At 65.9% G+C, this 16,868-nt stretch carries 12 protein-coding genes and 1 pseudogene; 7 read left to right on the top strand and 6 right to left on the bottom strand.

The genetic code is table 11. The features are described from left to right. The first annotated feature begins 305 nt into the window (after positions 1 to 305). From AB0G17_RS30825 to AB0G17_RS30815, 3 genes are all read left to right on the top strand, one after another. Positions 306 to 2,669, top strand: a complete 2,364-nt coding sequence (locus AB0G17_RS30825; protein WP_361389859.1) for a tetratricopeptide repeat protein — start codon at positions 306 to 308, stop codon at positions 2,667 to 2,669. 512 nt (positions 2,670 to 3,181) lie between these two features. Next, positions 3,182 to 3,601: a hypothetical protein gene (locus AB0G17_RS30820; protein ID WP_361389857.1), complete on the top strand. Its 420-nt coding sequence runs from the start codon at positions 3,182 to 3,184 to the stop codon at positions 3,599 to 3,601. Positions 3,602 to 3,661: 60 nt separating this feature from the next. Then, on the top strand, positions 3,662 to 3,898 hold the full coding sequence (locus tag AB0G17_RS30815) for a hypothetical protein (RefSeq protein ID WP_361389855.1): 237 nt from the start codon (positions 3,662 to 3,664) through the stop codon (positions 3,896 to 3,898). A gap of 336 nt (positions 3,899 to 4,234) precedes the next feature. Here the strand turns inward: AB0G17_RS30815 and AB0G17_RS30810 are convergent, their stop codons facing one another. The 4 genes and pseudogenes from AB0G17_RS30810 to AB0G17_RS30795 form a co-directional block, all read right to left on the bottom strand. Beyond that, positions 4,235 to 7,309: an NB-ARC domain-containing protein gene (locus tag AB0G17_RS30810; protein ID WP_361389853.1), complete on the bottom strand. Its 3,075-nt coding sequence runs from the start codon at positions 7,307 to 7,309 to the stop codon at positions 4,235 to 4,237. Positions 7,310 to 7,341: 32 nt separating this feature from the next. Beyond that, complete coding sequence (locus AB0G17_RS30805) at positions 7,342 to 8,004, bottom strand: transposase (protein ID WP_361389851.1); 663 nt, start codon at positions 8,002 to 8,004, stop codon at positions 7,342 to 7,344. A gap of 219 nt (positions 8,005 to 8,223) precedes the next feature. Then, positions 8,224 to 8,747, bottom strand: a pseudogene (locus tag AB0G17_RS30800) (transposase); the annotation flags it as partial. A 126-nt stretch (positions 8,748 to 8,873) separates the two neighbouring features. Further along, positions 8,874 to 9,661, bottom strand: a protein-coding gene (locus AB0G17_RS30795) for an IS5 family transposase (RefSeq protein ID WP_361389914.1) whose coding sequence is annotated in 2 segments (ribosomal slippage) — positions 8,874 to 9,325 and positions 9,325 to 9,661 — 789 coding nt in all. Because the reading frame shifts where the segments join, the coding sequence is not laid out codon by codon here. A 442-nt stretch (positions 9,662 to 10,103) separates the two neighbouring features. Between AB0G17_RS30795 and AB0G17_RS30790 the strand changes: the two genes are divergently transcribed. After that, positions 10,104 to 12,320: a hypothetical protein gene (locus AB0G17_RS30790; protein ID WP_361389850.1), complete on the top strand. Its 2,217-nt coding sequence runs from the start codon at positions 10,104 to 10,106 to the stop codon at positions 12,318 to 12,320. Between the two features lie 226 nt (positions 12,321 to 12,546). Further along, entirely contained in the window at positions 12,547 to 12,858 is a 312-nt protein-coding gene (locus tag AB0G17_RS30785; RefSeq protein ID WP_361389848.1) for an aminotransferase class IV, read from the top strand. 30 nt (positions 12,859 to 12,888) lie between these two features. Here the strand turns inward: AB0G17_RS30785 and AB0G17_RS30780 are convergent, their stop codons facing one another. Both AB0G17_RS30780 and AB0G17_RS30775 read right to left on the bottom strand, forming a co-directional pair. After that, on the bottom strand, positions 12,889 to 13,815 hold the full coding sequence (locus AB0G17_RS30780) for a hypothetical protein (RefSeq protein ID WP_361389846.1): 927 nt from the start codon (positions 13,813 to 13,815) through the stop codon (positions 12,889 to 12,891). A gap of 4 nt (positions 13,816 to 13,819) precedes the next feature. Beyond that, complete coding sequence (locus AB0G17_RS30775; protein ID WP_361389844.1) at positions 13,820 to 15,328, bottom strand: hypothetical protein; 1,509 nt, start codon at positions 15,326 to 15,328, stop codon at positions 13,820 to 13,822. Between the two features lie 85 nt (positions 15,329 to 15,413). Between AB0G17_RS30775 and AB0G17_RS30770 the strand changes: the two genes are divergently transcribed. Next, positions 15,414 to 15,536, top strand: a complete 123-nt coding sequence (locus tag AB0G17_RS30770; protein ID WP_361389842.1) for a hypothetical protein — start codon at positions 15,414 to 15,416, stop codon at positions 15,534 to 15,536. Between the two features lie 229 nt (positions 15,537 to 15,765). Further along, complete coding sequence (locus tag AB0G17_RS30765; RefSeq protein ID WP_361389840.1) at positions 15,766 to 16,830, top strand: hypothetical protein; 1,065 nt, start codon at positions 15,766 to 15,768, stop codon at positions 16,828 to 16,830. Positions 16,831 to 16,868: the final 38 nt, after the last annotated feature.

The raw sequence follows: 16,868 nt of genomic DNA, 5'->3' as shown, positions 1-16,868 counted from the left end.
GTACCGCGAACCCCCCTCGGACCTCCTGTACCTGGAGAGCGTCAAGCGGAAAGTCGAACAGGTGGGGCACCGCGTCCGCCATGAGGGGCCGCAACTCGGCGAACCCGGTCAGGAACGTGGCAGGGCTGGGGGGCATTTGCCAGCGCGGTGGCCCGTGTGTGCAGCACACTGCCGACATGGGGAGATGGTCGCGGTGGGAGGAACTCGCCTGGGACCCGCAGGTGTTCGAGGACGGGGTGGCGACGCTTCTTGGGATGGTGCATCCCGGTCTCCGTCATGTGGACGGGGCGGGCGGGGACCGTGGGGTGGACGCAGCGCTAATGCTGCCGGATGGCCGACAGCACGTCTTTCAGATCAAGAGCTTCACCCGGCGCTTGAATCCTGGCCAACGCCGTCAAATACGCGACTCGTTGGATCGGGCGGCGCAGGATGACCCGGCAGGTTGGACTCTTGTCATCCCATACGACTTCACGCCGCTTGAGTGGGACTGGTTCAACAAGCTCTGCGGCGACTATCCGTTCTCGCTGGGCGTGCATGGGCTTCGCTGGCTGGAAGCCAGATCCCTCGAACATCCCTCCATCGAGGGCCTGTTCCGCACCCCGCACCCGCTGCTGGATGTTCATGGTTTGCCCTGCGTGTCAGACATCACGCCGATGGAGGCCGGAGTGGCTTTCGGTGTAGGCGGCACGCTGACCGCCTACGTGGCGCGAGACATAGACAGTGCGCTGCGAGCACGCGTGCGTCTGGCGGGGGAGTCAGGTGGAGCGGTTCTCCTGGTGGGTGATTCTGCTGCGGGCAAGACCCGCGCGCTGTATGAAGCCATGCGAGCCGAGTTGCCCGGTCACCGCTTTGTGCAGCCGCACGCCAACGAAGTGTCCCAGCTGGTCGTGGACATCGCTGTGGCGGCCCAGCCTTGCGTGCTGCTGCTGGATGATTTGCACCGCTACCTCGAAGACGAGTGTCTTGGCGCGCGCGAGATCGGCCCACTACTCCGTTCAAAGGCCGTGCTTCTCGCGACCCTTGATGCGACAGCTTATGAGCAGTGGAGTGGCTCCGCTGTGCTGAAACAGATGGAGCCGCTCGTACTTGAACGGCGCTGGAGTACGGCGGAGCGCGACAGGGCGCGCTCCTCTCAGGACCCTCGTGTGGTGCGGGCAGAACAGACCGGCCCTGCGATCGGGGTCGCCGAGAGCCTTGCCGCAGCTCCTCGGCTCTGGCGCGAACTCCGGCTGGCCGACCGCGCGGGTGGCAGTCCACGCGGTGCGGCTTTGACGTGGGCTGCCATCGATCTGGCCAGAGCTGGCCTTAAGGGACCTCTGTCTACCGGCCTCTTGCTCGACACCCATCTGCTGCACCTCGCTGACAGCGGTGGCGCCCTGCTCCGCCCGGAATCGCAGGGAGATGCGTTGGCCTGGGCCGGGAGAGTGCGGTGCGGAGTCAGCAGCATGTTGCTCCCAGCGGGGGCAGACACATGGCAGGTGCACCCTCAGCTGATAACTGAGGCCCAGCGGGCAGACGTTCCGGTTCACACGCTCGTCTGGTTCCAGGCCATGGATGGAGCTGACGACCTCGACGACATGTTCGCGGTGGCGCTCAACGCCAACTGCAGCGCTCCGTCGATCGCTGTGCTCCTCTGGCAGGCGATGGCCAACGCAGGCATCCGCCGTGCCGCGAACAACCTCGGCGTCATCCTGGCCGACATGGGCCGGCATGAGGAAGCCGAGCGCGTATACAGGACGCAGGCAGACATGGAGGACGCCAGCGTCCTGCTGAATCTGGGAAACCTGCTCTGGAAGACCGACCGCCACGAAGAAGCGATTCAGGCGCTACAGGGAGCTGGAGCACGAGGAAGCGCCGTGGCGTGGAACAACCTCGGACTGCTCCTGCGGGAACGGGGCGAGCTTGCCCACGCCGAGACCTGCCTGCGCAGCGCTGCACTGGCGGGCGCCGCCGACGCCGAATTCAACCTTGGTGTACTCCTCGGAGATGCGGGCAGGGCGGAGGAGGCCATGGCCGCGTATGAGCGCGCGAACGCGGCAGGTGACCCGGACGGCCTGCTCAACTGGGGCATTCTCTTAGCGGAGGAAGGCCGCTGGCGGGAGGCGGAACCTCTGTTCCGTCATCGTGCGGAGGCGGGAGACAGAGAAGGGGTCTTCTGCCTGGCCAACCTCCTCAAGGCGACCCGCCGGCTGGAGGAGGCGGTGGCCTGGTACGAGCGCGCGATCGGCACGGGGGACACACGCGCCCAGTACAACCTGGCGAACCTCTACCGGGATACTGACCGCCTGGACCTTGCTGAGCCCCTCTACCGCGCAGCGGCCGAGGCCGGGATCAGCGCCGCCCTGCTGAACTGGGGCCTTGCTCTTCAAAGCCAGCAACGTCTCGGCGAGGCAGAGCTGTTATTCAGACAGGCTGCAACACAAGGGCATCGCAATGCTCTTCTGCACCTTGGCGATGTGCTGCGGGAAGCCGGTCGGCCCGATGAGGCAGCGGCGCAGTGGCGACTGGCCGCCGACGCAGGAGACGCCACAGCTGCTATCGCTCTCGTCACGGTCCTTACCAGCGATGCTGACCGGCCTTACCTTCGTTCAGTACTCCAACGGGCTGCGGACGCAGGAGATCACGACGCGGGCGTAGTACTCGCAGTGCTGAACACCGCCTTGGTGTAAACCAGGTGACGACCCTGATCCTGAGCAGTTGGCCTTCTTAGCTCCGGTGCAGGGGCTTATCTCGTTGCTCAAGGTGAGTGCTCGTTGGTCGGCTCTGGCCCGATCCGCCTGCGCACACTGATGATCAGGTCGGCGAGGATATCTCTGCGGGCCTCGCGATGTCCGGCGCAGAACGGCCTCCTGGAGCGCTGTCGCCGCTGCCAGCGTGCGGCCCAGGAGGTTCCGGCGCGAAATCTGCGGTCTGCTCACTGGATGATCCCTCGTTCCTCGGCTGCACGGTGGGTTCGTGTACGGGCACTGCGGCGGGACGCGGGGCTGCCCCTGTGCGCCGCCCAGATCGCGTTCCTCGACTTGGGAGCTCATGCTCCGCCTTCTCGAAGATCGCGTACAGCGGCATGCGCTTTGGGCGTCGGCCTCCGCCTCGGTGCCTCAGCCCTGATAGCGGCGCAGCGCCTCGTGGTTCTCGGCGTCCGTGTAGTCGTCGCTACGGCGGCTCCGCCCGCTTGTACCTGATGGCGAAGAATTCCGCGGTGAGTGCCAAACGGCAGGCCGGGAACCAGCTCAAGGCTCTTTTGATCACGGCCGATCCAGCCTTCCGGGACGAGTTGCGGAGTCTGTCGCGCCGCGGGCTGATCCTCGCTTGCCTGCAGTTGCCCGAAGGCGGTGAGGAAACGGATCCGGTGGTGCGGGCGACGAGGTTCATGGTGCGGGTGCTGGCCGAGCGCATCGAGCAGCTCGGTGTACAGGCGCGGGTGGTTGCGTCCGGTCGACGTGCGGGGGTGGGAGTAGGGCCGAACATCTTCAGCGGCATGGCGGCGCTCCGACCTGAAGGAGTGTCGCCCGTGCGACTGGTTTCCGATCCCGTGTTCGGCGAAGTGAATATCACCGCTTCAGCGGAGGAACTGTCCAGCGTGGCTGGCGTGGTTGCCTAGGGCACGGGGTTCATCGGCTCCACGGCACTGCCGGACGTCGAAGTCTTAGCAGGGATCGACGTGAGGAGAGCCTCCGTCCCCGGGGTTCGCATCGAGCTCGACCTCTCGCGGCAGCTCCTGGTGATCAGCGGCAATTCCAGCGCCAGGGCGATCCTCGCAGCCAACCTCCAGGGCATGACCACGGCGGAGGACGGTGGTCACCTCCACATCGACTACTTCCCCGAGCATCCCTACCTCGTCGAAGGGTCTGTGTCGATCGTGGTCAACAGCCCCCACGGAGGGATGTCGGCTGGATGAATGGCGGGAGGGTTGACGCGGCGATCAGTGGTCGTAGGCGACCAGAGAGCAGGTGACCGGCACACCGATCCAGATGTTTGGCCAGATTCCGGCCGCCATCGCCCGAGCGCGCCGTCGAATTCGAAACCGTCATGACCACACCGGCCACTCAGGCCGCGTGACCGCACCTGACCTGGCACACAAAGCTGCATCAGCCCCGTCCCCGGTCTCACGCCCCGGGACCGCTGCTGACGAGCGCCCCGGTGTTGTGCGCCGACACCCGCTGGGACAGCGTCGCGCCGAAGGAGGTTATGTCGCAGGTAGTTCGGGATCGACGACCGGCATTAGGGCGGCAGTTCACGTACCGTGCAGGGTCCTGCTGACGGCTGCGGCGACGACGGCATGGGAGAGAGTCCGCCATCCGACTTCGCTGCCCTGGTCAAGGTCCGCCGAGTCGAGATGAGCCAGGCCCTCTCGGACCTGGCGGATCCGATCGGTGTCTCGTTCGACGAGGGCATCGAGGAGGTGGAGTACTTGCATCTTGTAGGGGACGCAGGTCACCCCCGCTTCCAGACTGAGGTGTCCGTCGGGGATGCGTGAAGCCATGTCGAGGAGGGTGGACAGGAGTGGACGGCACTCCGGCTCAGGTGAGGGGAGCACTCTGCCGTACGCCGTCATGAACGCCGTGCGGCATTCAGGTACGCCGGTGGCGACTGCCAGTCCCACCTGCAGGCCGACGTTATGCAGTGTCCGCGTCATCACCTGCGGGTGCAGCGACGACTGGACCAGGTGCTGGCGAACGTCCTGCAGGTGTTGCCAGGTGTCGTTCCACCGGTGCTGGAACGCAAGCGATTCTGCGAGGAGCGCGGTCACTTGGAGCCGTTGGAGGCGTGTGAGGCTGTCGTCCTTCAGCAGCGATTGGCAGCGCCGTTCTACTTCCTGGTCCGGCATGTTCTCGTTGCTCAGCGCGTGGGTGAGGTCGCCGATTTCGGTTTGCGCCTGCATACGGTGGGTGCGGGGCAGGAGTTCTTGCAGTGACCGGAGGTCGTCTGCGAGCGCCTGCACCGCGGGTGCCGCGGCGGTTCGACCGGTGTGATTGGCGAGGATCGTCAGGCAGTTGTCGACCACCGCGGAGATGTCCTGGGGTCGGCTGTCGGCCAGTTGGACGGCGAGGTCCCGGGCTCGGCGCAGGTGTTGCAGCCATATCTCCGTCACCGCTCCGGTGTTGTGCAGGACGTCAGCGAGCTGGCTGCGGGTCTTGAGTTCCAGCAGGGGCGCCGGTTCTGGGCGGTTGAGGAGGTACGCCAGTTCGTTCTCAAGTGCCTCGCGGGCGTCGTCCAGCATGCCCTGCAGGATGTATGCGCCGGCCAGGTTGCCCCACAGGACAGCCACGTTGTCGGTGGCGATGCCGAGCCGGCTCGCGTGGCTGGCGAGGCTTTGTACGTGCGGCAGAACGGCGAGGAGATGCTCGTCGTCATCCGCGTTGATGAACGCCGTCAGCCACCCCTGGGTGTGGTAAGCGGCTTGGCTGAGAACCTCGGACGTGGTGTTGCTGCCGTCTTCTGCAAGCGTACGGATGACGTGCTGCACGATCTCGTTGACGCTGATGGTGTCGTCCACACCCTCGGGGTGGACGGTGGACCACTCCTGCTGCGGAAGCGTACAGAGGGGTTCATCGCGCTGGGCCAGCGACTCGGTCCGTAGCGCCCGGTGCATTTCGTGCACAGTGAAGGGCACTTTGGTATCCGGTTCGAAGACCACGGGATGGCGAAGGCCGATTTGGGTGGCATTTTCGCTCGACATCAACGTGGAGAAGTAGAGCAGCCACAGCGGTATCTGCCGGGAGGCGAAGTAGGCTGCCGGGAAGAGCGCATGGGCCGCGCCGGCCGACGCCGGATGCGTCTCTCCCTTGTCCAACAGACGGACCAGAGCCAACCGGATGGCTCCGACCAGCGTTTCGGGGTAACCGGCTGGAATGGCATCCGTGTCGTCCAGCGCCAGATCTCGGATCTGATCGAGGTAGCGGGCCGCTTCGCCGGGCCCCAACTCGCAGCCGGCGAGATGGCCACAGGCGAGCTCGATCGCCAACGGCCAGTACTGCAAACGCTGCGCCAGATCCGCGGCAGCTTTTTCGCTGACGGCATCCCAGTCCTGGTCCTGCCCCAGTCGAAGCCGGATCAGTGCCGACGCCTGGCCGGGCGCCATGATCTGCACCGCGACCTTGGCCCGGTGCGTTGCCCAACTGACCTGGTTCGTCGAGGTGATGAGGATGTGACCACGCCCGCTGGAGGGAAGCCACGGCTCTATGAGCCGGCGGTCCACCACATTGTCGATCACCATGAGCCAGGGTCTGACCGAGATACTGAGCAGGGTGCGCACCCGGTCTCGGAGCCCGCCACGGTCCGCATCAGCGTCCCCGTCGGCGCGGGGGCGCAGCCAGTGATGAATTCTCTGAAACGAGGCTTGCAGGGACGCGCTGCTTTCCCCGTTGATCCAGAAGATGTGGTCGTAGGAGTCCGCCACGTCGTGAACATACGCTGCAGCGACACTGGTCTTGCCGATGCCGGAGGGACCGAGCAGCGCACATTGAGTGACCACCCGCTCCCCACCGCCGGTCAACGCGGTGCGGATTTGTCCGACCAGGTCCGGCCGGGGGATGTCGGGAGGGGCTGGTATCCCGCCGACCATGATGCCCCAGTCGAACTCGCCGAGCTCGTAGGCAATCTGGAGGCCAGGCGCCAGGAGTTCCTCGCGGAACTTCGCCAGAGGGAACAATCCGTTGAATTCGCCGGACGCGCGCCGGTGGATCTCGAACGCCAAATAGTTCGTGAGGCGGCCGGCAGACTCGTGGCCGAGACCGCTGCGATGCTCATTGCGAAGCCGCCGCATCCGCTCCCGGAGCTGATCGCGCAGCTCACACCGCTCTCGAAAGTCCACCGAGATCCGTGCGCGGCGCAGACGGTTCAGCTCGTCGTCGCTCATGGACGCAGGCTCGTCGCGCCACCGGCTGCGCTCCATCAGCTGTTGCAGACGCACGCGGAGCTCGTTTACGTCGGCGGTGCCGAGGGATCGGTTCAGTTGTACGGCCTTGGGATGGAGCCGGATATTCGTGATCAGCCGATAGGTCCGCGCCCTGGGACGTGCACGGATCAATCGAAGGAGGATGCCGAATGCATCAGGAGCTGACATCTGCGTCCCGAGGCTGCCGGACTTCACCTGTGCGGCGTGCACGCTGGTGCCGTCGTCGTCAACAAGCTCAAAATCGACGGCATCGGGGTCGTGAGCATCGTCGTCCTGGGTGCTCGCGGGCTCGATCAGTGCGGCAGCCACCCCCGCGATCCGGCCTTCCGTAGCGTCGAGGAGGGCCTCCAGCGTGACAAGGTACTGATACTGAAAACCATCTGCAGCTGCCTGACCTCCGCGCTCTGCCATCAGGCGCCCCCCATCCGTACGAAGAGATCAATCTATCGGTCACGTGGACCGTTTCTGCGATGTAGAGAGCGACTCTGTCGGGGATCTTGTCGGGGGAACTGCTTGCCCTGTCGCCACCAGAGCGGCCGGGGTAGGCCGTGGGATTCCAGGTAGTGCTGGAACGCTGTGGGTGGCCGTGGATGACGGGTTCTGCCGTCCGGGCCTTCGAGGCTGAGGCGTTCGATGTTGACGGCGAGTGCGGTTAGGACGTGCTGGACCTGGGTCTTGGTCAGGCCGTGGTAGCGGCAGGGCCGTGCCTGGTGGCCGTGGACGAACTCGCTCATGGTCCCCTCGATTCCTGAGCGGGAGACGTAGAGCCGTCGCCAAGCAGAATCTTCCTTCTCAGCACGGTTGCGAGCCTGGAGCTCGTGCAGCTGGCGCGGGAGGAAGTTGATGGTGCGGGCGGCGACACCACGGGTGCACGAAGTCCTGACGGGGCACGGGTCGCACTGACCCTGGGGGGCCGCGTGAGGTCGAGAGTGAGGCTGCCGACCCTCTTGGCGCTGTGGGTCGGGGAGAGCGTGTAGCCGTTGCCGGAGTAGGTGTCTGGTCCAGAGCAGGTGAGTGCGTCCAGGGTGCCGCAGCGCCTCACGATGGCGAATCCGGTAGGGGAGCTCTTGGTACTCCGTGATCGCCAGGAGCACCTCGGAGCACATCCTTGATCTCCGCTCGCGGCGATTTATGTGTTGCATCTCCCAGCACCCAGCACCCAGCACCCGGCAAGCGCACTGCAGCGGCTGGCTCTTGGTACGTTCTGGTGAACGACGCCGCGTTCGGTGGATCTATTGCGCTATCCCGACTGTGCTGGGATCCGCGTACCCAGACGTACTATGAGTGGCCGGCGGCCGAGGGGAAGACCCGGCGCGAGGTCATCCGGCCACCTGGTCGAGCAGGGCGGTGCCGGCGGCGTTGTCGTGGGCGGAGGCGGCCAGCACCACGACGCCGATGATCAGGCTGAGAACATCGACGGCCAGCCCTCGCTTGCGGCCGACACCTTGTTGTTGGCGTCCAACTCCGTCGTGGTCTTGGGGGCATCCGCGGCCGCGCGGACCGACTGGGTGTCGATGATCACGAGGGACGAGTCCTCTAATCGCTTCGCTCTCTACCGCACCTAGCAGCGCAGAAGTTCCTGGAAGCGCTGGTCAAGCCCGCCCTGGCGCCACAGGCCGAAGTAGTAGAACACCGCTGACCAGGACGGCAGATCATGCGGGAGGTAGCGCCATTGGCAGCCCGTCCGGTTCTGGTAGAAGATCGCGTTCACGACCTCCCGCAGGTCGCAGGACCCCGGATCTCCGGTCGCCGACCGCTTGATCCGGCCCTGCCTCCAGGCCGCGATCATCGGCTCGATCAACGCCCACTGCTCGTCCCCTAAGTCACTCGGGTGCGGATCTCTCTTCACGCCCCGCATCTCGGCATGGACATGCATGTCAGACGACCCGCCAGACGGCCCGCGCGACGATCAGTACCTCGATCGAGCGATCACGAACCGAGGAAGATCGGACTTAACGTCCACTTACAAGGCATTTCATTTGGGGAGTCTGCGGTAGCAGATGAGGGTGGCGGCGAGGGCGGTGAAGGCGAGGAAGTGTTCGGGTTTGCGTTCGTAGCGGCGGTGGAGTCGTCGGCATCCGCCAAACCAGGCGATGCTCCGCTCCACCACCCACCGGTGCCGGCCCAGGCGTTCAGAACTCTCCACGCCACGGCGGGCGATGCGGGGCGTGATGCCCCGGTCACGTAACCATCGTCGCAGGTGCGGGTAGTCGTATCCCTTGTCGCCGTGGAGCTTGTCCGGCCTTCGCCGACGGGGTCCGCGACGAGATCGGATCGGTGGGATGCCGCGAACGAGGGCCTCGAGGGCCTGACTGTCGTGCAGGTTGGCCGCGGAGATGCCGATCGAGATCGGCAGTCCGTTCCGGTCGACGATGATGTGAATCTTCGAACCGTTCTTGCCACGGTCGGTCGGATTCGGTCCCGTCAGCCGCCCCCTTTTGCCGCCCGGACACTGACGGAATCGATCGCGCACCGCGACCAGTCCAGCTCGCCCTGAGCGCCGAGTTCATCGAGGACGAGGCGGTGGAGCCTGGCCCACACACGGGCCTCGGACCACTCGGTGAACCGCCGGAACGCGGTCACACCTGACGGCCCGAACCCGGGCGGCAACTGGTTCCAGGTGCATCCTGACGTGGCCACGAACACGATCGCGGCCAGCACCTCACGGTCACCGTGCTGGCGTCGGCGCCCACCGCCCTGCGGGCGAACCGGCGCCGGCGGCACCACCCGCTGGAACAGCTCCCACAAACCGTCCGGCACCATCCGAACAACAATCTGCTTGGCCACCCAGCCAGCATCCCGCAAGATCACACCAAACGAAATAGCTTGTTAAAGGCCGGGACCACAGCTGCGCGCTGCGTCATTTGCACAGGCCCGAGACACGCGCGCCGTCTTCTGCTGGAGCGGTTGCAGAACGCCCATGACGCGCAGCCCAACGGGACCCAGCGACTGATCTCCTCCGCCTCCACAACTCGCGCCCGGCCCGCCAGGTCCTCCAGGACGGATGGCAGACATCCAGCCCGCGCCCCGACGCCACGGCGAGGGATCGGCTTCCCGCCCCCGCCAGCACCTGACGGTTTACCGGTGTGCCCCAATACCGCGATTGACCTCTCTGCACGACGGTAAGATCACCGCTCGTATACCGGGAGGCGGGGTCGCCGAAGCGTCTGCCGACCTGTGCCGAGGGCTGAGGTGGAGGGGCAGGATGCCCGAAGGAATCGGATCGCTCAGCCCGTCATTCGAGCGCATCCTCATGATGGCGTTCGCGCATCTGGCGCCGGGGCCCGTGACGGTACTGACCACCAGTTCGGAAGACGGCCAGCCCTCCTTCGCACCGCCCTCGGAGTGGCGTTCGGTTCAGGAACCGGCCTGGCAGGACCTCGGCCCGGGCGCTGCACGCCTCATGGGGCAGGGCCCACTTCTCCTCGTACCGCCATGGCAACGCCGCACCGGCGCTCGGACATCGCGTCGGGATGTGTCCCTCTACGCGTACGACGATGTTCTTGGTGCATGTCGCCCCGCGGACGCCAGCAGCAGCATGGCGGTCCTGACGCCTGCCGAACTTTGGGTCTCGGAATCGCCGCGTGCGGCAGGGCTGCGCAGGACACTGGCCGAGCACTGGGACGTCATGGCCGTCATCTACAGCACAGGTGTGATTCCTCAGGTCCATCAGGCTGTCGTCGTGGCTGTCTGCTTCCTGCAGGCTAAGCAGGATCACCGACCCCCGATGAAGATCTTCCGGGCGCCGCATGGGGACGACGAGGCGTCCACCGAGAAGGACTTCCAGATCCTGCTCAAGCGCGGAGGAGGCAGTACCCGGTACGGCTACGTCATCCGAGACCTCCCGCCTGCTACAGAGGGCCTCGACTTCGACCGTCACCATCCAGATGTCGTATCGCAGCAAGCCGACCTGGTGGGCTTCGGCAGCCTCACCACGCTGGGAGAGCTGTACGAGACCGTCCCCCGCATCCACATGGCGGGACACTCGCACTGGCTCAGCTCCGAGGAGCAGCCCGGTGCTATCCGGCTCCTGGGAGGCCGTGACGTACGGCGCGATGGCTCCATCGCGCTGCCTGCCAACGACAGCTATTGGGTCAAGGCTCCGCCCGAATACCTCCTGCGACCAGGCGACCTCATCCTCCGCGAGATTCATGGACCTCAAGATCCGCCAGGTCTGATCGTTGCCGAGGTAACCGCGCAGGACCTCCCCGTCGCGTCCTCCCACACGACAGTCGCCCTGCGCCCTCGTGCCGCCATCTCGCCACAACAGATCAGTCTGACCGTCCAGTTCTTGCGTACGCCGCTGGCCGATCGGCTGGTCGGCAGATCCAGCCTTCACATCACGGTGAAGCGGCTCCTGGAACTGCCCGTGCCGCAGCCGGACAACGACCTGACCACGGCGCTCCAGGATCTTGATGCCGCCCGCCACCGCCTTGAGTCCTGGGCGAAAGAAGCAGCAACACTTCTGGAGTCCGCGTTCACGTACAAAACGGCGGTTCAGGCTCGGGACAGGATCATCGACCAGGGCCGTGGGCTGCGTTTGCGTGTGGAAGCCGCAACACTGCTCGACAACCTGGGGCACACCGTGCGCACGCGCTTCCCTCTCCCCATCGCCTCCCGATGGCGTGAAACCGAAGCCCGCATTAGCGCCGGCGATCAGAGGGCGGCCTACAACGCCGTTCTGGACACCGCCGAAATCCTGCTCTGCTACATGGCGCTGCTCACGCTGGCGCTCGCCTGGGAAGCCGAGGTCGCGCTGGGCTCCACCGCGGCGATCAAGGAGAAGCTCACCAGCGGGCGCAGCGGCCCGGGCCTCGGTGACTGGGCTGCCGTGATGCAGGAGGCAGCCACAAGCCGCAAACTGCGCGAACTGCCGCACCAGCACCCCATCCACAGCATCCGTTCCCTGCTGGCGGACCGAGACGCCGTCGAGGCGCGCCAGCGGTTGAGCGACCGTCGCAACGACGATGCCCACCTCCGGCGTATCGATCCCCTCGATCTCCCCCGCGCGGTCACAGAAGCCTTCGCCGACCTGACCCTGCTCGTTGAACGATCCAGGTTTCTCGCCGACTTCCCGCTATGGCACGTCACCGAGGCCCGCTGGGACACCCTCGCCAAATCGACCGACGTCCGCTACCGCGAGTTGACGGGGGACCATCCCGTTGTGCCGACCAAGGCTGCCACTTCGTTGAGACACGATCTGGAACCCGGCAGTCTCTACCTGCAGGACTCCACACACGAGCTGCATCTGCTGCGCCCGTTCCTGACGGGCGAGGTCTGCCCGGTTTGCCGCGCATGGTCGACCTTCCACGCCGATCTCGTCCCCAAGGGCGGTGTACAGCTGAAAAGCCTTGAACACGGGCATGTGCTACACCAGCCCGCAGACAAGTCAAAGGCGTTGGCCGTCGTCGGTCTGCTTTGATGTGCGGCGGTTTGCATCAACTAGCGCAACTCGCAGCCCCGGCCGAGCCGCAGATCCTCGTCACCTCCCGGCCTGCCGCCGATCTGCCGCTGCCTCGGCTGCGGGTCCAATCCGTTTCGTACGGACGGGACGTGCCACAGGTGAAGAGCGTCGGTCTGTTCGCCACACTCCTGCACCGCCGCACCGCCGCACCGCCCAGTTGAACGGCTAGGACGACGCACTCTTTGTGAACGACCAGTCGATTATCTCGGAAGGCGGTACCTGGAACGTCGGCTTCTACGACGGCGACCGGGTCGTCTGGCCAGCGGCGGATTGCCTTGTCGGCGTCACCATGGAACTGCTCAAACAGGCCCACGAGCACGACGAGAAGCCGCTCGCGCTGGCTGATGTCGCGGGCATGCGGGCCGCGTTCGCGACCAACGCGGCGATCGGCGTCCGTGCTATTGCCGCCATCGACGACGCCGATTACTCCGACACTCACGAGATCGTCGATACCCTGCGCAAGGAGTATGTGGAGATCCCAGCAGATGTCTTGTGATGGGCCACCGGGAGGGGACGCGCCACGACTCTAGGTCTGTGGCCGATCTTCCGTATGCGAATCTAACTGGGCTAGCTGGGTGCGCAGCTGCTTTGCCTCGGCCTCCATCTGCCGAAGCCTGCGCTCCAGGGTGGCGCGTGACGGTGGCTGCTGTCTCTGCGGCTGCTTCGCGCGGGGGATCAGCCAGCCGATGCGCTGGTACGCCATGATCCACCGCACCCAGCGGCAGGTGTAGCAGAGCTCCTCGGGTTCGGGGCGCGGCCACCCTTGAGCGAGCACCCTCCGAGTGTGTTCACGTTCGCGGGGAGACTGGCCGGTCGGGTTCGATGCCCAGAATTCCTCGAACTCCTCGGTCATTTCCGCAACCCGGTCGGCGTCGGTCAGGCGAGGTCCGTCGGCGGGCTTCCACTCCAGGCTCGGGGCGATGGTGTCGGTGATGTGTCCGCAGGCCAGAGTCACCTTCCAGAACGCTCGCGTGTGCGGTTTGTCATGGCGCATCGCCGCCCACTCCTGCGGACTTAGCCCGTGGCGGGGTTCCACGGGATCTGCTGGGAAGGTGTGTTCTGTGCGCTCACCCCATTCCACGATGTTCTGGTAGCGGGCAGGCGGGCCATCGTCGTGAACGCAGAGCATCTGCCCTTTCTGCAGTTGCTCCTGCTCCGGACCGTGCCTTCGTCGCTCGCTGGGCAGGTCTTCCTCGCCGCGCGTCCAGACTTCGTGGATGCATCCGCAGTCCAGCTGGATGCGCCACCGGTACAACTGCTCTGCCTCGGGGACAAGGAGCGCCCCCAGGCCCGCGGGTAGGCCTTCTCCTAGTCGGGCACTCTCCTGCTCGTACTCCTGCAGGGCTTCCTTGCGCGGCCTCGCTCGCCCGGGCAGCGAACGCAGTACCGCAGCCGGACGCTCCGGAGTATGCGTGGCTCGGTCGTCGTCGGCAGACGTGGGGTGCGGGGTCATCTCATTAGTTCCCCCAGCCTGTATGGGATTCCGGGCCGTGCGGGCTCCACCCGTTCAGGTAGGACTTCAGCTCGTCGGCCTTCGGCTCACGTGGAGTGGGCATCCCTGGGAGCCGGCGCAGCGGATCGATCGCTTCGATGTGCCGCTGGGCCCAGCCCAGCCACTCCCGTGGCGAGGCGACCTGCGCCTCCTCGGACGCCGACGCCTCGGCTATGCGCACTTCCAGGGCCGCGCAGTACTCGCGCAGGAGCGCCACCTCCCGCCACTGCCCTGCCTGTTCGCCCAGCACACGAGCGAGCTCGGCCTGGACGGCCCGCTGCCGTGCTGCGGCCATGGCCTCGTGCCAGCGGGTCTCCCGCTCCGCCTTGGCGCGCTTCTCCTTCTCCTCGCGCTTGGCGTCCTCGGCCGCGCAGAACTCGACTTCGTCGAGTACCGCACCCAGGACGTCCTCGAGCACCCAGCGCTTGCGGTCGGCCCACTGACGGCGGCGCGCGGAGCGGCTGGGGCTGAACTCGAGCATGAGCTTCTCGGCACGTAGGGGGTCTGACGACTGCGGGCTCTCCTGCTGGATGGTGACGGTGCACGTGAACTTGCCGACGACCAGGTTCAGTTCGCCGTTGCGACGCGAATAACTCGGCGCCGTGACGCGGCCGTTGTAGGAGTAGCCGTGGCGGCGATGCCGGTCGGCGACCGGATGGTCCGCCACCTTGTGCCCCCTGCGTACGGCTTCAGCGACGAGCGCCTGGAACAGCCGAAGGGCGCGACGGCGAAGCTCGGCCGGCATCACGAGCCGGCCTTCGTCATCGCGCAGCGAGGACACAACTGGGTGTGGTGAACGCAACTGCACGGGTACCGGAACGCGCGGGCCGTCCTCCGGCGTCTGCCGGCCAGCGTTGGGATGCGCGCCGTCCAGGAGGGAGATCTGCAGGTCCCGGGTGCGGTTGAACATACGGAATTTCTCGATCCGATTGCCCGGCGGGACCAGGCTGTGCCGCTTCGCGAAATCAATCACGCGCCGCCACTCGGTCACCTGCGCCTCGTCAGGTTCGTGGATGATGACCTCGCGCCGTTCGACGAGCCGCTCGATCAGATCAAGCGCTTTCGCCCGCCGCGCGACCGGGATCGGCCGCTCGCTGTACGCCATTGGCACCTTCGGCGCCTTCTTCGAGGCCGTGGCGGTCCCGTGGTTGGCGGCCGCGGTCGGGCGTATTGGTTTGCTCACCGGTGTAGCGGGGCGGCTCCCCGGCGGACTGGCCGCAACCGTGGTGCGCGAGTTCTGGCTCGTATGGTCCGGGTGGTCCGGGTGGTGGCCGTGCTGGAGATAGAACCTGCCGGCCTCGGTCACCTCGGCCGACAAGGCGCCCCCGCTCCGTCGCACGGTCAGCAGCCCGCGATCCCGCAGCGCGTAGGCCGAGCGCCTATCACTCACCGGCTGGGCGGCGAGGCTCTCGCCCGCGTTCAGGCGACCGAGAAGAGCGAGTTGCCGTTCGTTCAAGGGGGACCAGCGATGCATGGGTCCAGCCCACACGCCTCGCCCCAGCCAGGCAATCACTCGTTCGGGTCGGGTGCGGGCGGTACTGCGGTCTGCAGTTGACGAGATGCTGGCTACTCTCGGCGATGACGTGATGCGCGTGGACAACAAGCAGTACATGGCCTACCGGCGGCTGCAGAACTTCGCCCGCGTCTCCAAAGTCCGCCCGACCAGGCCCTCGTCCGCCTGAAGGCGGCCCCGGGCGACACCGCTCTCAGCCACGATCGGCCCGGCCATCACGGCACCGGCCGGCTGGAAGTCCACCTCCGCAACGAGAGCGAATCGAGCGTGCCCGAACTCTGTTCGAGCGCAGCTACGCCGCCTCATGAAGGACAACAGCGATGTGCATTGAGGAGGGGCTGACATCGGACGGCTCCCCAGCCAGAGCAGTCGAATATGGCGCCCGTTAGGGTCTCGGCATGATCACTGAACCAGTGCTGCGGGGTTACATCCTGGAAGAAGTGCTTGCGTGGCTCCTGCGGTCCAGCGGATACGAGGTGCTCACAGCCGACGACGACCAGGAAAAGGCTCCATGGAAGGTCCTGGAAGAGCGCAACCACGGCCTCGTGGTCCGCGGGCGAGGTGCCTGGCACCAGGCCGACGCACTGGGCCAGTTTCGGTATGTGCCACCGTTCTCGTTGCCGGTCAGACTGTTTGTCGAGGCGAAGTTCACGACGAAGAAGGTGCAGCTCGCCACGGTGCGCAATGGCCACGGGGTCGTTCACGACGTCAACGAGAATGTGATCACCACGGTCAGCGCCGGGAGCGGGCCGAGGCGGCCCAGGACGCGCTACCGATACAGCTACGCGATCTTTTCCACTTCCGGATTCTCTGCGGATGCGCAGGAGTTCGCACTGGCTCACCAGATATCCCTGATCGACCTGTCCCTGCCGGACTTCACCGTCCTGCGGCAGCTCGTAAAGGACACGGTCAAGGCCGTTCATGCGGCGATTGACTCCTTGCCGACAGCGGATCGGCCAACGGTGAACGAGATTCGCAACTACCTGCGTCGGCCGCTACTCGACTTGAATACAGGACCGGCTACGTCGCAGCCCTCTGTGACGGAACCGCTTGATGTTCTCATCGAGAACCTGCATGCCCGATCCACACTGGGCCTGATGCTCGCTTTCCCGGCTGCACCCTTCGTCCTGGGGCTCGCGTCGAACAACCTCTACGCGTTCGTTAACTATGCCCTGGAGCAACCAACCCACGCAGTGCGTCTGCGGCGACTGCATCAGGCGACGCCGCACCCGGTCTGGCGGGTACGGCCGGCCGCGGATCCCGAGGCGTACGAGCTGACCTTCGGCCTCCCCAAACAAGTGGAGGCATGGATCTTGGACCAGGATGCTGGTGAACGTTCACGCACCCGCTGGGTGAAGCAGAGCGTACTCTCAGCCATGACGTTGTACTGGATGGATGGTGAGCATGCGCACACCTTCCAATTGCGCTACGAGCCAGGTGAACTGAGAGAGGCTCTCGGATAGCGGCTGCACCAGCCGTGCCCCAGCGGAGGGCTCGCGCC

Origin of the sequence: Streptomyces sp. NPDC023838 (assembly GCF_040639555.1) — a bacterium.
In the GTDB taxonomy this organism is placed as follows: Bacteria; Actinomycetota; Actinomycetes; order Streptomycetales; family Streptomycetaceae; genus Streptomyces.
Note: the sequence above shows the minus strand (reverse complement) of the source record. Positions and strands in the feature narration are given on the sequence as shown.

What these genes read in the sequence shown, in the direction of transcription:
- AB0G17_RS30820 (WP_361389857.1), top strand. Translation starts at nt 3,182, where the DNA reads ATGGCGAAGAATTCCGCGGTGAGTGCCAAACGGCAGGCCGGGAACCAG.
- AB0G17_RS30810 (WP_361389853.1), bottom strand. Translation starts at nt 7,309, where the DNA reads ATGGCAGAGCGCGGAGGTCAGGCAGCTGCAGATGGTTTTCAGTATCAG.
- AB0G17_RS30805 (WP_361389851.1), bottom strand. Translation starts at nt 8,004, where the DNA reads ATGTGCTCCGAGGTGCTCCTGGCGATCACGGAGTACCAAGAGCTCCCC.
- AB0G17_RS30790 (WP_361389850.1), top strand. Translation starts at nt 10,104, where the DNA reads ATGCCCGAAGGAATCGGATCGCTCAGCCCGTCATTCGAGCGCATCCTC.
- AB0G17_RS30780 (WP_361389846.1), bottom strand. Translation starts at nt 13,815, where the DNA reads ATGACCCCGCACCCCACGTCTGCCGACGACGACCGAGCCACGCATACT.
- AB0G17_RS30775 (WP_361389844.1), bottom strand. Translation starts at nt 15,328, where the DNA reads ATGCATCGCTGGTCCCCCTTGAACGAACGGCAACTCGCTCTTCTCGGT.
- AB0G17_RS30770 (WP_361389842.1), top strand. Translation starts at nt 15,414, where the DNA reads ATGCTGGCTACTCTCGGCGATGACGTGATGCGCGTGGACAACAAGCAG.
- AB0G17_RS30765 (WP_361389840.1), top strand. Translation starts at nt 15,766, where the DNA reads ATGATCACTGAACCAGTGCTGCGGGGTTACATCCTGGAAGAAGTGCTT.